The 14,601-nt window shown below is 59.9% G+C and carries 11 protein-coding genes, 1 tRNA gene and 1 riboswitch; of the genes, 6 read left to right on the top strand and 6 right to left on the bottom strand.

What is annotated here, in order from left to right; genetic code table 11:
* Positions 1-84 precede the first annotated feature (84 nt).
* Positions 85-2,091 carry a methyl-accepting chemotaxis protein gene (locus CCGE525_RS03755; RefSeq protein WP_120703111.1) on the top strand — a complete coding sequence of 669 codons (2,007 nt, stop codon included), beginning with the start codon at positions 85-87 and terminating at the stop codon, positions 2,089-2,091.
* Between the two features lie 138 nt (positions 2,092-2,229).
* Here CCGE525_RS03755 and CCGE525_RS03750 read toward each other — a convergent pair whose 3' ends face one another.
* From CCGE525_RS03750 to CCGE525_RS03740, 3 genes are all read right to left on the bottom strand, one after another.
* Positions 2,230-2,817: an acyltransferase gene (locus CCGE525_RS03750; protein WP_120706234.1), complete on the bottom strand. Its 588-nt coding sequence runs from the start codon at positions 2,815-2,817 to the stop codon at positions 2,230-2,232.
* Between the two features lie 99 nt (positions 2,818-2,916).
* Positions 2,917-4,698 (bottom strand): adenylate/guanylate cyclase domain-containing protein, encoded by a 1,782-nt coding sequence (locus CCGE525_RS03745; RefSeq protein WP_120703110.1) that lies wholly within the window; start codon positions 4,696-4,698, stop codon positions 2,917-2,919.
* A gap of 210 nt (positions 4,699-4,908) precedes the next feature.
* A complete protein-coding gene (locus CCGE525_RS03740; RefSeq protein WP_120703109.1) occupies positions 4,909-6,135 on the bottom strand; it encodes an MFS transporter in 1,227 nt (408 codons plus the stop codon).
* Between the two features lie 101 nt (positions 6,136-6,236).
* On the opposite strand from CCGE525_RS03740, the gene CCGE525_RS03735 reads away from it, so the two are divergent.
* From CCGE525_RS03735 to CCGE525_RS03725, 3 genes are all read left to right on the top strand, one after another.
* Positions 6,237-7,148 (top strand): LysR family transcriptional regulator, encoded by a 912-nt coding sequence (locus tag CCGE525_RS03735; RefSeq protein WP_120703108.1) that lies wholly within the window; start codon positions 6,237-6,239, stop codon positions 7,146-7,148.
* A 476-nt stretch (positions 7,149-7,624) separates the two neighbouring features.
* Positions 7,625-8,728: an IS110 family RNA-guided transposase gene (locus tag CCGE525_RS03730; protein WP_120702917.1), complete on the top strand. Its 1,104-nt coding sequence runs from the start codon at positions 7,625-7,627 to the stop codon at positions 8,726-8,728.
* A gap of 368 nt (positions 8,729-9,096) precedes the next feature.
* Positions 9,097-9,879 (top strand): hypothetical protein, encoded by a 783-nt coding sequence (locus CCGE525_RS03725; RefSeq protein WP_162950122.1) that lies wholly within the window; start codon positions 9,097-9,099, stop codon positions 9,877-9,879.
* Between the two features lie 166 nt (positions 9,880-10,045).
* Here CCGE525_RS03725 and CCGE525_RS03720 read toward each other — a convergent pair.
* Positions 10,046-10,119: transfer RNA gene (locus CCGE525_RS03720), tRNA-Gly, on the bottom strand.
* A 58-nt stretch (positions 10,120-10,177) separates the two neighbouring features.
* Positions 10,178-11,272 (bottom strand): 2'-deoxycytidine 5'-triphosphate deaminase, encoded by a 1,095-nt coding sequence (locus CCGE525_RS03715; protein WP_162950121.1) that lies wholly within the window; start codon positions 11,270-11,272, stop codon positions 10,178-10,180.
* Between the two features lie 169 nt (positions 11,273-11,441).
* A riboswitch (SAM riboswitch) is annotated at positions 11,442-11,520 on the top strand.
* Between the two features lie 44 nt (positions 11,521-11,564).
* Between CCGE525_RS03715 and CCGE525_RS03710 the strand changes: the two genes are divergently transcribed.
* Positions 11,565-12,740 (top strand): O-succinylhomoserine sulfhydrylase, encoded by a 1,176-nt coding sequence (locus tag CCGE525_RS03710; RefSeq protein WP_120703106.1) that lies wholly within the window; start codon positions 11,565-11,567, stop codon positions 12,738-12,740.
* A 336-nt stretch (positions 12,741-13,076) separates the two neighbouring features.
* A complete protein-coding gene (apaG, locus tag CCGE525_RS03705; protein ID WP_120703105.1) occupies positions 13,077-13,469 on the top strand; it encodes a Co2+/Mg2+ efflux protein ApaG in 393 nt (130 codons plus the stop codon).
* A 117-nt stretch (positions 13,470-13,586) separates the two neighbouring features.
* On the opposite strand, the gene CCGE525_RS03700 is transcribed toward apaG, so the two are convergent.
* Positions 13,587-14,579, bottom strand: coding sequence for an Hsp33 family molecular chaperone (locus CCGE525_RS03700; protein ID WP_120703104.1), 993 nt, complete (start codon positions 14,577-14,579; stop codon positions 13,587-13,589).
* Positions 14,580-14,601: the final 22 nt, after the last annotated feature.

Raw genomic sequence — 14,601 nt, 5'->3', positions numbered from 1 at the left:
CGTTAAGTCCGCCGCCTCTCCCAGGCGAGCGGGCCATTGTGCGCTACCGTCCGATGCGGCGCGATATCCCTCGGGCGGATCGTCATGTTCAGGAACCTGAAAATCAAAACCAAAATGTTCGCCGTGATCCTGTTTCTCGGGATCATCTCCTTCGCCGGGCTGCTTTACATCGTCAACGAATTCCGCAAGGCGGACCAGGCCTACAGCGCCTTCCTCGACAATGAGGCTGTCGCCGCGTACATGGGCACCCGCTCAAGCACATCCATTCTGAATTCGGTGCTGCAGGCGAGCCTGATGCTGAATTTCGATCCCGACAGCGCGGCCTTCAAGGCGATTGCCGGCGACAAAAGCCGCTTTAGCGAGGCCAAGAACCGATTGAAGCAGGCCGAAAGTCTGGTTCCTTCGCAAAAGGCGCAAATGGATGAGATCCTCGCCGGCATGGACGAGCTGGAAGCGCTGACGAACAAGGTGATCGACCTGCGTAAGAGCGGCGACGTGGGAGGCGCAGAAGCAGGCATGGCCGACGTGAGCGACAAGTTGAGCGCGCTCGTTGGCAAGATGCAAGAGAACAACAATGGGTTGACCGACCGGTTGAATAAGGGCGCCGATGCCCTGTCTGCCCACATCAATACCGCGATCGACTACTCGCTTGTCATTCTCGGCACTCTGACGCTTCTCGCCATGGCCCTTGGCGTCTATGTCGCGCAGACGGGCATCGCCACGCCCTTGACGCGGCTGCATCGCCGCATGGTGACGCTCGCCGGCGGTGATACGACGAGCGAGATCGACGGTCTTGACCGTCGTGACGAGATCGGCCAGATGGCTTCGGCAGTTTCGGTTTTCCGCGACAACGCCATCGAACGTACCCGCCTGGAAGCGCAAGCCGAAGCCGATCGCAATCTCAGCGACAACGAGCGCGCCGAACACGAGGCGCAGCGGGCGGCCGAAGCTGCGCATCTGCAACAGGCAGTGCAGGCGCTTGGCGATGGCCTGAAGCGCCTCGCGGAGGGTGATCTCGTCACCCGCATCAATACGCAGTTCGTTGCCCATCTCGACCAGTTGCGGCAGGATTTCAACAATTCGCTCAGCAAGCTGAACGAAGCCATGCAGGCAGTCGGCGCCAATGCGCGCGCCATCAATGCCGGCGCCAATGAAATCCGCGGCTCCGCCGACGAACTTTCCAAGCGCACCGAACAGCAGGCCGCATCCGTTGAAGAGACCGCCGCCGCCCTTGAGCAGATCACCACGACGGTCAAGGACGCCGCCAAGCGGGCGGAAGAAGCCAGCCAGCTCGTCGCCCACACGCGTGCCGGCGCCGAACGGTCGGGCGAGATCGTCCGCAATGCCGTCAGCGCCATGCAGCAGATCGAGAAATCCTCGTCCGAGATCGGCAATATCATCGGCGTGATCGACGACATCGCGTTCCAGACCAACCTTCTCGCCTTGAATGCAGGTGTCGAAGCAGCGCGCGCCGGCGAAGCCGGCAAGGGCTTTGCGGTCGTCGCACAAGAAGTGCGCGAACTGGCACAGCGCTCGGCCAACGCCGCCAAGGAGATCAAATCGCTGATCACGGCATCCGGCACGCATGTGCAGACCGGCGTCAACCTGGTCGGGGAGACCGGCAAGGCGCTCGACGCCATCGTCTCCGAAGTTCAGGAGATCAACCGGCATGTGCACGCGATCGCCGAAGCGTCGCGCGAACAATCGGCCGGCCTGCAGGAGATCAACACCGCGGTGAACGCAATGGATCATGGCACGCAGCAGAATGCCGCCATGGTCGAGGAAAGCACCGCCGCCAGCCATAGCCTGGCAACGGAGGCCGCCTCGCTGACCGCCCTGCTCGGCCAGTTCCGCATGACCGGAACCGAGGGCGGCAATGTTTCGGCAGCTTCATCGAACTACGCGCCGCGCGCCTCCGCTCGCCCCGCGCCGCGGCCCACCGCAGCACCGGTGCGCGCTGTCGAAGGGGCGAAGGCACGCCCTGCTCCCTCACCGGCCCGCGCGCTCGGCCAAAAGCTGATGAGCGCTTTCGGCGGCGGCAGCCAGGCAGCCGCTGCTCCGGCAAAGGATGCGGACTGGACGGAGTTCTGAGCCGCGCCACTGCTTGATGCAATAGCTCTACAAAAAACAGGCGGGATGCCTTCAGCGCATCCCGCCTGTTCGTTTGAGGGTTTTGATTTTGCGCATCTCGTTATCGCAAAACCGCCGCGCACTTTTGCGCGACATGATTTATCGATCCGCGTTCCTCTTGGAGACAGGCAGCGGTTTGACATTTGCGTGCCTGACGCTGCTCGCTTCGCCCCGTCGCTTGATCAGCCGTGCAGGAGCACCAGCATAGACGCCGTAGGGTTCAGTCTTGCCCTTGAGGACAGCGTTCGCGCCGATCACGCATCCTTTCGAAATATGAGAGCCGCCCAGGATTTTCGCCCCGGCGCCGATCCAGACATCGTCCTCTATGACAATCGGCTTTTTGGTGACGCCCTGCATGCGGATGGTCTGGGTGGGATCGTCGAAATTGTGATCGAACGATATCACCATGGCATGGGCGGCGATCCGCACGTCGTTGCCGATGGTGATGCCGCCGCGTCCGAGCAGAATGGCATAGTCATTAAGTGAGACACTCCGGCCCATATCAATGCTGCCGCGTTGGGCATCGATGACGATCCCCCTTCGGAGAAAGGCCTTCTCTCCGATCCTGACGCTGCCATCCTTCCAGATGATCGTTGCGCTGGGCGGCACCTTCGTGCGGCGGGAAATCTTCAACACGCCGCGCGTGAAGATCGCCCTCAATCTGTAAAGCCACGCAACGTTCAGCATCAGCATTTATTCCAAGTTAAAGGATGATCCACTGGCACGAATGTCTGGCAGCAACCTGAAGGAAGAAAGGTATTATTGCGGAATTCTGTAGCAAGCCGGCTACTCGGGCAAACCCAACATGCGCGCGCCGTCCGCAAACCTGTCGGCGATTGCCGGCACCATCCCCACATCGAAGAACACGCGAAGCCGAAATCCCGGTTCCAGTTCGAGCAATCGCTGCACGACCGGCCGCGCTTCCTCCTGGCGGCCAGCGAGCGCCAACGAAGCGGCCTGAAAGAAATAAAGCGTACTGAACAGCGGATTTGCCTGAGCGGCCCTTGCGCAATGCGATACCGCCTCGTCGTATCGCTTCTGCTGGACGGCCGCTGCTCCCAGCGCCAAATGTGCTGCAAAAGCCATGGGGTCGAATGGGCTGAGCCTTAGCGCGCGCTCGGCATTGGAGGTCGCCTTGGCGTCTTGGCCGGCGAAGGCGTAGATGAGGGAACCGAAGTAGAGTGCAGTAGCGCAGGAGGAATTCAGCGACAGGGCGCGCTCGACGGCAATTAACGCCGCTTCCTGCTCCTTGCCCAGCATAAAGATCGTAAAGGCGGCGATGGCCAATGCCGACGCGTCGTCGGTGCCGCTCGCAATCACGGAGCGCGCGTGCCCAATCCCCGCGACCCTGTCGGCCTCGTTGAAGCCGCCCCGTACGAAGAAAATCTCGTGGCACCAGGCAAGGCGTGCATGGGCGGCAGCGTAGTTTGGGTCCAGGCTCAGTGCATCCTGCAAAAACCTGGCAGCGATCTTGGCGTCGGCAGGCATCACGGTCGCCATGTGGGGGACTGCGCGCAGATAGAGGTCATAGGCGTCGAGGTTTTCGGGGCGCTTTTGCCGCGCACGTTCGATCTCCGATCGCTGCAGGCTCGGCTCGACGACGCCCACCACCTTTTCAGTGATCTGGTCCTGCAGGTCGAAGATATCCTCCAGCGCGCCGTCATATCGGTCGGCCCACAGATGCGTTCCAGTCTCGGCTTCGACAAGCTGGGCGGTAATGCGCAATCGGTTGCCCGCCTTGCGCACGCCTCCCTCCAAGACATAGCGCACGCCGAGCTCACGTCCGACCTGCCGGACATCCACGGCCTTTCCCTTGTAGACGAAGCTCGAGTTTCGCGCGATCACGAACAGCCATTTGATCCGCGACAACCCGGTGATGATGTCTTCCACCATACCGTCGGCAAAATACTCCTGCTCCGGGTCACCACTCATGTTCTGGAACGGCAGGACCGCGATCGAGGGTTTGTCGGGCAACGCGAGCCACGGTGAAGTCTTTTCCGGTCCTGTGCTGCCCGCGGGAGTTGCGGGCTTTGCCTGGGCGGAAATACCGACCAGCAGCGAATAGACGTGGACTGGCTCGATGATGTTCTTGAGCTGTACGTCGCCACGATCGTTGATTGCGAGATCAAGCCTTGCCTTGACCTGCCAGTACGCCTGTTCGGAGAGGCAGATGCCGCCGGGATCACAAATTGTTTGCAGGCGGGCAGCAATATTGACGCCATCACCCATAAGATCGCCGTCGCTTTCTTCGACGACGTCGCCCAGATGAATGCCGACGCGGAACTCAATCCGCCGCTCGGCAGGCAGGCCGGCATTGCGCTCGATCATGCTGTTCTGCACCTCGATGGCGCAACGCACCGCATCGACAACGCTGCGAAACTCTACAAGACTGCCGTCCCCGGTCCGCTTGACCACGCGGCCGTGATACACGGCGATCGTGGGGTCGATGAGATCGCTGCGCAGCGCGCGCAGCCGCGCCAGAATGCGCTCCTCGTCCGCGCCGGCGAGCCGGCTGTAACCGACCACATCCGAGACTAGGATCGCTGCGATCTTTCGGACCTCGCTCATGGGCGCATCCCCCCACTCTAGTGTACCACCACAACCCGGAGGGAGCCACTCCGACTAGAGCGGCGCAGCGTTTCACGGAATCGCTTTGCCGCTCTATCCCCTTGTTTTTACGCAATTCCAGACGGAAAACCGCTTCGCACTTTTCCTGGAATGGCTCTAGCGGACAGGCTCATCGCGTCATCCGTTACGAACATTCGGGCCACAGGACATTTATTTCCTTGCGGCAAGCCCAGTCAGAAGTGCTGCAGCTCCGAAAACTGCGCTGGCGGCGCAGACGGCGGTCCAGCCGCCCCAGCTCCAGGCCGTCCCCGCCAGGGCCGAGCCGACAGCGCCACCGAGAAAGAAGATGCCGACGAACAGCCCGTTGATGCGGCCGCGCGCTTCCGGCCGCAGCAGATTGATTGCCCTGCGGCCCAATGTCTGATCGCCGGTAACGCCGACATCGAGCATCACGGCGCCCGCGCCCAGCAGAACCAGGGAAATCACGGAATGGCCGGTCTCCGCTTCGCCAGCCCATGCGGACAGCGCCATGGCACCGAGCAGGATCACATGCGAGACGGTTGTCGCCACCCGCGTCCAGCCCCGATCGCCCATCCGCCCGAAGGGAGAGGTCGCCGCCGCGCCGCCTGCTCCGACAAGGGCGAACATTGCGATGTTGGCTTGGCCGAGGGAGAAAGGCGGCTGCGCCAGCCGCAGCGCGACCGCAGTCCAGAAAAGGCTGAAACTCGCCATCACCAGCGCGGCCGAGAAGGCCCGTATCCGCAACACCGGCTCATCGCGCAGGAGCTGCCAAAGCGAGGCGATCAAGCTGACGTAGCTGGAGCTTACCAATGGCCGGCGTTCCGGCAATCGCAGCGCAAGAACGGCAGTCAACAGGGCGAGCGCCGCGGCGCTGACCGCATAGAAGCTCCGCCAGCCCCAGATGTCGGCGACCAGACTGGCCAGAGGCCGTGACAGTAAAATGCCGACCATCAGACCACTCATGACATTGCCGATCACTCGGCCCCGATGCTCCGGCGGCGTCATAGCCGCAGCAATCGGCACCAGGATCTGAATGGCCGAACAGGCCGCGCCAAGCAAGAAGAGAAAGACGAGCAGGCTCCAGCCGGTCGGCGCGAAGGCGGCGGCAACCGCCATGACCAGCGCGGAGATCAGCATGCGCAAGACCAGGCGTCGGTTCTCGACGAGATCGGCGAGCGGCACGAGGAAGAACAGGCCGGCGGCATAGCCCAGCAATGACGCCATGGCGACAAGACCGGCGCCGTTCTCCGAAAAACCAAGCGACGGGCCAATGACACCGACAAGGGTCTGCGGTGCGAAGAGATTGAGAATGATAACGCCGGTGGCGATGGCGAAAAGCAATGTGGAGGGACCGGCAGCGGTTTCCGATGCTTCCTCCTCAAGTTCATTCGCGATGCGTTCGGGGATGGATGACATGAGCTCTCCAATAATTTTTGATAATATCGATGGCCATGTTTATCGTTTTCTTGCATAATGCGGCAAATGAAATGGACTAATAATGATTATGCGGACCTCTCATGAACATCCATGATCTCGAAGCATTCGTCGCCGTGGTGGAAACGGGATCGATCGTCGCAGCCTCGGCGCGGATCAACCTGACCCAGCCCGGCATTACCCGTCGTGTACAGAATCTTGAGGACAGTCTCGGCATTGCCCTTCTCGACCGGCAATCCAAACCGCTCAAGCCGACGGCAGCCGGACGAGAGGCCTATGAGCACGGTCGCCGCGTGCTCCGCTCGCTGGACGATCTGAAGGCCGGCGTCTCACCGGGCGGGACGATCGGCGGCGAGTTCCGTCTTGGCATCATGCCCTATCTTTCCGAGGCGGCCCTTTCGCTGCCGCTCGACCGGCTGCGCAGCCAATTCCCGCAATTGACGCTGCGCATCGTCTCAGGCTGGTCACCGCAACTGGTCGATCAGGTCGCGCATAGCCAGCTTGATGCGGCGGCAGTCTGCCTGCCGGAGGGCATCCGCCCGCCCGAGGATGTCGTCGCAGACAATCTGGGAACACATGGCGTGCTGCTGGTGGCCTCTCCGCCGCTTGACGTTCCCAAGACACCGAAGCTCAATGAGCTTTCAACGTTTCCCTGGATCATGAACCAGACCGGCTGCGGCTTCCGCGCCTTCATCCATCACCGTTTCGAAATCGAACGCCTGCCGTTCAATGTCGGCGTCGAAGCCATGAGCGCCGATCTCAGAATGTCGCTCGTCGCCCGCGGCCTCGGCATCGGCATCGTCACACCGGCCGCACTTGCCGGCAGCCGCTGGCGCGATGCAGTCGAAATCATCGACACGCCGGATTTCCGCCCGAAAGTCATCTCCTGGGTCCTGCACCGCCCGCCCGCCGGCCGCCTGGCCCGCCCCATTGCAGCCTTCAGCGAAGGGCTGGCTGAAACGCTGAAGGCGGAGATGCCGTTTTTGACGACGTAGCGGATGTGCTATCTCGAAGCCTATACGGCGAACCCACAGATGACAGTTCTCGCTTCAGAATTTAAGAGTACTCGTTTGCTAATTATTTTGCTTAGTGCGGAGTTGGTGGGGCAGCAGATCGGATGGTCAATTGGTTCAATTCGTTGGATGTACCAGTCAAAGCTGCGCTGATTGCGGCATTTGCAACGATATTCGGCACGATATTAAAAGATTTTCTTATAAAAAGGTTAGAAGACCGGCGAGCCGATCGTCGTCAAGCTTTGGATATTTATAGAAATTACGCTGATCCTCTAGCCTATGCCGCTACCAACTTATTTTGGAGAGTGCATGAGATACTGACAAAGGACGGCAGAGGCACTTTCCTTAAATCTAGACTAAATGTTCGCCTGGGACCGGGTGACCCGTCTCACAATATGCAGGTATCGAGGGTTGCGAGAGCGATGCCCTCGTAGAGCCTCATGCATAGGAGACGGGCCATGGACGAGACTATCACATATGTCGGATTGGATGTTCACAAAGAGACGATCGCGGTGGCGCTCGCTGACGGCGGTGGGCGCGGTGACGCGCGCGCGTTTGGCCAGATCGTCAATACGCCAACGGCCTTGACCCGCATGCTGGCCAAGCTTTCGCAGCCGGGTCGGACATTGAAGTTTTGCTACGAAGCGGGACCTTGCGGCTACGGCATTCAGCGGCAACTGTCTGCCGCAGGTCATGATTGCGTGGTCGTCGCCCCTTCTTTGATCCCGCACAAACCAGGCGATCGCATCAAGACAGACCGTCGGGATGCCAACAATCTGGCAAGACTTCATCGCGCTGGAGAACTGAGCGCTGTTTGGATACCAGATACAGCCCATGAGGCGATGCGTGATCTGGTTCGGGCACGGCTTGCCGCTGTGCGCAGCTTGCGGCAAGCGCGCCAGCAGCTCAGCGGATTTCTGCTTCGTCATGGCTTTCACTACAGCCGGCCGGCCTGGACGCAGATGCACCGCCGTTGGTTGGCCGGTCTTTGCTTTGAACAGCCAATCCACCAAATCGTTCTCCAGGATCACATCGCCACAATCGAGGCGGCAACTGAGCGGCGGGATCGGCTGACGAAGCAGATCGAGACCATGTTGAGTGACTGGTCATTGGCTCCGGTGGTCGTCGCGCTGCAATCACTGCGCGGCATGGCTCTGGTGACGGCCGCTACGATGATTGCCGAATTGGGCGATCTCAGCCGCTTCACAAACCCGCGCCAATTAATGGCCTATCTCGGGCTGGTACCATCGGAGCATTCAAGCGGTGGAACTCGGCGGCAGGGCGGCATTACAAAAGCAGGCAATACAACGGCGCGTCGAATGCTGATTGAAGCCGCTTGGAGTTATCGGTTTCCCGCAAAGATCAGCCGTGATCAGTTGATCCGCCAGGAGCAGCTCCCAAAAGCGATCCGCGACACGGCATGGAAGGCGCAGGAGCGGCTGTGCGGCCGCTATCGCAAGCTCACGAAGGCCGGAAAGCCGGCAACGACCGTAACCACGGCGATCGCTCGCGAATTATCCGGATTCGTCTGGGCGATTGCATGCCAGGTCTCACCGCGTTGAGTATAGCTCAATCCTGAACTCAACAAGGAGGACAGAAGAGTCAAAAAGCCATATGCGCCTGGGCAAGGCTGGGGGCACGGTCACGGCAGGAGAACCCTCGATTCCACTATCAGCCGGTTACATTCCGACGCTGCGAACTAGACAGAGGAAGCTCCGCGACGCATCAGGTCCGGCGGTAACCAACCCGCGCATCAGAGCATGATCAACCGTCGTTATATGACCGTGCTTCCTGCTTTCCCCAGGATGCATCCACACCAAACGAAACGCCCTGACGACAGGGCGACGATTTTTCTATTCCTGCATCTTGTAAGGGCGAACATGAGAGTGGAGCAAATACCCAGTTCGAACGCTACAAATATGACAGCACCTTGTATCGATTTGCCGTTTTGATTGGTTGGCTAAGAGCTTACAGGCGTGAATTGACCTTTTTTTCATTGGGTAATCCAAAGAAATTGGCCTTGTTAAACAAGGCCATGGCAGAATTTGAGAAGGCGCTCGCCGATGGGACGCATGTGGAGATGCAGCGTGTCAGAAGTATCGCCGAACTCTGGCGCATTTCTGTCCCTTCGGATGCACTTTCTCACATTGCTGTCGCCGTGGAACAAACATTAAAATCCAGACTGCAATTAGAGAGCGTCGATTTGGCTACCTCTCTAGCGGCCGAAAGTCAGAAGACGCTTTGCAGGAGCGTTGCTAATGTTATTACCGAACGGATGCAGATTGATCCGCTTTCGGACACTATCATCGATGAGACGGTTGCACGGGCAATTCGCTCTCTTTCCATTCGAGAGACTTGGCTATATCGCGATTTCCAGTCTGCCATTGGCGATATGATGATCAAGGAGGTCAAAGACGGGACGCGGCGATATGAGGTTATCGGTTTCCGAGATTTTGAAGCATTGCTATTGTCCGGTGACGAAGGCGACAAGCGGTGGATCGACAGGCTGCGAAGAGTTTTGGATGGTTTAGACATATCTGGCGCAGATAAATATGATGCCCGGGTAAGCATGCTTGAAGAGACATTTCTTGCAACTATAGAGATGCTAGAGGCTCTTGCGAAAATCGACCCGATAAGGGGTTCAGTTTCTACGCCAACACTTAAAGAGGGCAGGAAACTAACACGCGACAGGTATTGGAAAAAGGGCCGGTAGTCGCTCTTTCAGGTTGCTCAACGGCTGGCTGCTTATCAAGCACACTCACAATAAGCGGAAGTGAAACACTGCTGGCGCAGCGAGCAATGAGGCCAAAGAGCGAACAGAGTTTGCAAAACCGTCTGACAACTAGGCAGAAAACACAAGCTAACGCTTTGATTTAGTTTGGAGCGGGTGAAGGGAATCGAACCCTCGTATTCAGCTTGGGAAGCTGCTGCTCTACCATTGAGCTACACCCGCCTGACATTCAGAGATGTCCAACAGTTGGCGGCCTCTGTCAAGGCCGCTAAATGAACGATCACAGCCGGAAATGCTTCGACAGCTTCAGGCCCTGTGCCTGGTAGTTCGAGCCGAGGCCGGAGCCGTAGAGGCTGGAGGGCTGTTCCAGCATGTGCTCGTAGACCAGGCGGCCGACGATCTGGCCGTCTTCGAGGATGAAGGGAACTTCGTGGCTGCGCACTTCCAGCACGGCGCGGCTGCCGCGACCGCCGGCGGGCGCGTGGCCGAAGCCGGGGTCGAAGAAGCCGGCGTAATGGACGCGGAATTCGCCCACTAGAGGATCGAAGGGCGTCATCTCGGCAGCATAATGCGGCGGCACGTGGACCGCTTCGCGCGAGACGAGGATGTAGAACTCATCCGGATCGAGGATCAGTTCGGTGCGGCCGCGACTATAAAGCGGCTCCCAGAAATCGAAGATATCGTGTTGCGCCTTCTTGTCGACATCGACGACCGCTGTGTGATGCTTGCCGCGATAACCGATCAGGCCTTCCTTGTCGCCGGCAAGATCGATCGAGAGCGCTATGCCGCCGCCGGTGACGTTCGGCTGTTTGCTGGCGACCAGCGTCTCGCTGGCGTGCAGCGCCATCAGCTCCGGTTCGCTCAGCAGCGCCTGGCCGACGCGGAAGCGGATCTGCGACAGGCGTGAGCCGCGGCGCACGACGATCGGGAAGGTGCGCGGGCTGATCTCAAGGTAAAGAGGGCCGGAATAGCCGGCAGGGATCTTGTCGAACTCCTGCGCCCGATCGGTGATCACGCGGGTGAAGATATCCAGGCGGCCGGTCGAGCTTTTCGGGTTGGCGGAGGCCGACATGCCTTCAGGAAGGTCCAGGCGCTCCATCAGCGGCACGATATAGACACAGCCGGTTTCCAGCACCGCGCCTTCCGAGAGGTCGACGACGTGCAGCTTCAGTCGGTCGAGCTTGTCGGCCACGAGATGCGAAGGACCAGGCATGAAACTGGCACGGACACGGAAGGCATGCGCACTAAGCCTCAGGTCAAGGCTCGCCGGCTGGATCTGATCGACATCCAGTTCTTTTTCGCTCGTCAGCCGTCCCGCTTCGAAAAGCGCTGCAATGGCGCGATCGGCCAAAATTCCAGTATTGCGAGCCATCATGCCTCTTTTCCAGCGCTTCACCCGGACAATCGAGAATGGACTTGCCGGGTTATGCGCCGTTCAAAACGGTACTGCGACCTCAGAGCATCCTGACGAATGGGCGGGCAGTAATTGTCGCAGACAAAACCAAACTCGGGGAATTGACGCAAGCGGTCAACGGCAGTATTCCAACTTATCCCGTGGTGATTTGGCCGGTCGGCTTGCAGCCACGTTAAACAAGTGGCTAAAAGGACCGGGGTTAAACCGGTCTGCTTTCGCGGCCGGTTTTTTTTGTTTTGAAAGTGGTGATGGCATGAGCAAGACTTGGCGCCCCGCAACCCAGCTCGTACACGGCGGAACGCTCCGCTCGCAATTCGGCGAGACCTCCGAAGCGATCTATCTCACCCAGGGTTTCGTCTACGAAACCTCGGAAGCGGCCGAAGCCCGCTTCAAGGGTGAGACGGAGGGCTTCATCTACGCCCGCTACGGCAGCCCGACGAACGATATGTTCGAAAAGCGCATGTGTGCGCTGGAAGGCGCGGAAGATGCGCGCGCCACCGCGTCCGGCATGGCCGCCGTTTCCGCCGCCATCCTCTGCCAGTTGAAGGCCGGCGATCATATCGTTGCTGCGCGCGCGCTCTTCGGCTCCTGCCGCTGGGTCGTCGAGACCCTCGCGCCGAAATACGGTATCGAATGCACTCTCGTCGACGGGCGTTTCGTGGAGAACTGGGAAAAGGCGATCCGCCCGAACACCAAGGTCTTCTTCCTGGAAAGCCCGACCAATCCGACGCTGGAAGTGGTCGACATTGCCGCCGTCGCCAAGCTCGCCAATCAGATCGGCGCCAAGGTCGTGGTCGACAACGTCTTCGCCACCCCGCTCTTCCAGAAGCCGCTGGAACTCGGCGCGCATATCGTCGTCTATTCCGCCACCAAGCACATCGACGGTCAGGGCCGCTCGCTCGGCGGCGTCATCCTTTCCGACAAGCAATGGATCGACGAAAACCTGCAGGACTACTTCCGTCACACCGGTCCGGCCATGTCGCCGTTTACCGCCTGGACGCTGCTGAAGGGCATCGAGACGCTGCCGCTGCGCGTCGCACAGCAGACGGCGAATGCTGCGAAAGTGGCTGACTTCCTGGCAGAGCAGACCAACAAGGTTGCCCGCGTGATCTATCCCGGCCGCAAGGACCATCCGCAGGCCGATATCATCGCCAAGCAGATGAGCGGTGGCTCCACCCTCGTCGCCTTCGAGCTGAAGGGCGGCAAGGAAGCGGCGTTCAAACTGCAGAACGCGCTGAAGATCGTGAAGATCTCCAACAATCTCGGCGACTCCAAGAGCCTGATTACCCATCCGGCCACGACCACGCACAAGAACCTCACCGACGAGGCTCGCGCCGAACTTGGCATTTCGCCCGGAACGGTGCGCTTTTCCGCCGGCATCGAGGACAGTGAAGATCTGGTCGAGGACTTCGCCCGCGCGCTGGCGTAGGTTTCTGCCTGACCTCTACTCAAGCCCGTCCAAATATCGTTCGGACGGGCTTACGCATCTTGAAAGCAGGCCGCGCGCCTATACTTTCGGCCGCGGCCGATTAAGCTTTAGAACTAGGACTAAGGTCTTAAAATCCGAATGGTTTAATCGGTTAAAGAAGTTTTCACCAATCCGTTCCTTGACGGAACAGGTCGCTTTATAGGATACCGCTAAGTATCCCGCTTTCCGTGGGATCATAGAAAGCGGATAAGATGCCCTAGACTTAAAATGCTGGAGCGTCCTTTGCGTATTCGTTTGAACGCGCGACGTTTCGGAGAAGTGACCAAGGTATCAGGCATGTATCGCGCTCTAACACGCGACATCGAAGTTGTCGTCGAACCCTTTTATCTGGAGGAGCAATCCGATCCGGAGGACGATCGTTACGTCTGGGGTTACCGCATCGTCATTTCCAACCACTCCACCATTTCGGTCCGGCTGGTGACGCGCTATTGGCACATCACCGATCAGAACGGCCTGGTGGACGAGGTGACCGGCCCTGGCGTCGTCGGCGAGCAGCCGAGGCTGCGGCCGGGCGATACCTATGAATATTCCTCAGGCTGCCCGCTCGACACGCCATCGGGCATGATGTTCGGCCATTACCAGATGGAGACGGATGACGGGGAGCTCTTTCACGTCAAGATTCCCGCCTTTTCGCTGGACACGCCCAATCTGCTGCGGACGCTGAACTGACCGAGCCTAAAGCTCGTCGCGATCTTTCAGATTCGCTCCCACGCTTTAGCTCCTTGTTTTTGCATGTCGTTTTCGCAAAACCGCTGCACACTTTTGCGCGACATGCATTAGAGCGGTTCAGGCAGCGTCAGTTACCTCAGATACCTCGAAGCGATAGGTCGTCGAGCAGAATTCGCAGGTGACGGCAATTTCGCCGTTCTCGTGGCTCGCCTCGATCTCCTCGGCAGAAAACCCCTGCAATACGCTCTTCAGTTTGTCGCGCGAACAGGTGCAGCGGTCGAAGACCGCCTTCGGCTCGTAAACGCGCACACCGCGCTCATGGAAGAGGCGGTACAGCAAACGCTCGGTGCCGACCTGCGGGTCGGTCAGTTCGTCAGCGTCGATCGTCTCGACCAAGGTGCGCGCTTCCGCCCAGGCGTCGTCCTCGACGTGCTCCCGCAGGCTGGTGTCGCCGTCGCCACCGTGGAGGTCCGGCTGGCGCATGCGCTCCGGGGCTTCCGGCAGGAACTGCGCGACGAGGCCGCCCGCCCGCCAACGATGGCGCGGCTTGCCGGCCTCGTCGCGGTCGAACAATTCGGCGGCACCCAGACGAACACGCGTCGGGATCTGCTCCGACTGGCGGAAATAGGTGCCGGCGATCTCCTCAAGCGAAGCGCCGTCCAGCGCCACTATCCCCTGATAGGGCTGGCTGAAGCGACCCTGATCGATGGTGAAGGCGAGGACGCCCTTGCCGAGAAGCTGTTCCGGCTCGGTCTTGCCGGCGGCCACGGCCTCGGCCAGCGCCTCGTCATCGAAGCGGGCATAGGCGCGGACGTTCTCCGGCGTCGAGAAATCGGCGACCAGGAGATCGACCGGCCCGTCGCTCTTCGTCTGCACCGTGAACTTGCCCTCGAACTTCAACGAGGTGCCGAGCAATACAGTCAGCGCCACGGCCTCGGCCAGCAGCCGGGCAACGGGGGCAGGATAATTATGCCGGGCGAGAATTGCGTCCAGTAGCGGCCCGAGCTGTACGGCACGGCCGCGGACATCAAGACCCTCTACCTGGAAGGGAACGACATGATCGTCGCCGGCAAAATCGAATTGACCCAGCGAGGCTGCACTTTCCGCCATTGCTCTACTCCTACTGCGCCCG

Origin of the sequence: Rhizobium jaguaris, from assembly GCF_003627755.1 — a bacterium.
Classification (GTDB): domain Bacteria; phylum Pseudomonadota; class Alphaproteobacteria; order Rhizobiales; family Rhizobiaceae; genus Rhizobium; species Rhizobium jaguaris.
Note: the sequence above shows the minus strand (reverse complement) of the source record. Positions and strands in the feature narration are given on the sequence as shown.

Coding starts and splice junctions, on each gene's coding strand:
- CCGE525_RS03730 (WP_120702917.1), top strand. CDS start 7,625: ATGGACGAGACTATCACATATGTCGGATTGGATGTTCACAAAGAGACG.
- CCGE525_RS03700 (WP_120703104.1), bottom strand. CDS start 14,579: ATGGCGGAAAGTGCAGCCTCGCTGGGTCAATTCGATTTTGCCGGCGAC.
- CCGE525_RS03745 (WP_120703110.1), bottom strand. CDS start 4,698: ATGAGCGAGGTCCGAAAGATCGCAGCGATCCTAGTCTCGGATGTGGTC.
- CCGE525_RS03710 (WP_120703106.1), top strand. CDS start 11,565: ATGAGCAAGACTTGGCGCCCCGCAACCCAGCTCGTACACGGCGGAACG.
- CCGE525_RS03715 (WP_162950121.1), bottom strand. CDS start 11,272: ATGATGGCTCGCAATACTGGAATTTTGGCCGATCGCGCCATTGCAGCG.
- apaG (WP_120703105.1), top strand. CDS start 13,077: ATGTATCGCGCTCTAACACGCGACATCGAAGTTGTCGTCGAACCCTTT.
- CCGE525_RS03755 (WP_120703111.1), top strand. CDS start 85: ATGTTCAGGAACCTGAAAATCAAAACCAAAATGTTCGCCGTGATCCTG.
- CCGE525_RS03740 (WP_120703109.1), bottom strand. CDS start 6,135: ATGTCATCCATCCCCGAACGCATCGCGAATGAACTTGAGGAGGAAGCA.
- CCGE525_RS03735 (WP_120703108.1), top strand. CDS start 6,237: ATGAACATCCATGATCTCGAAGCATTCGTCGCCGTGGTGGAAACGGGA.
- CCGE525_RS03750 (WP_120706234.1), bottom strand. CDS start 2,817: ATGCTGAACGTTGCGTGGCTTTACAGATTGAGGGCGATCTTCACGCGC.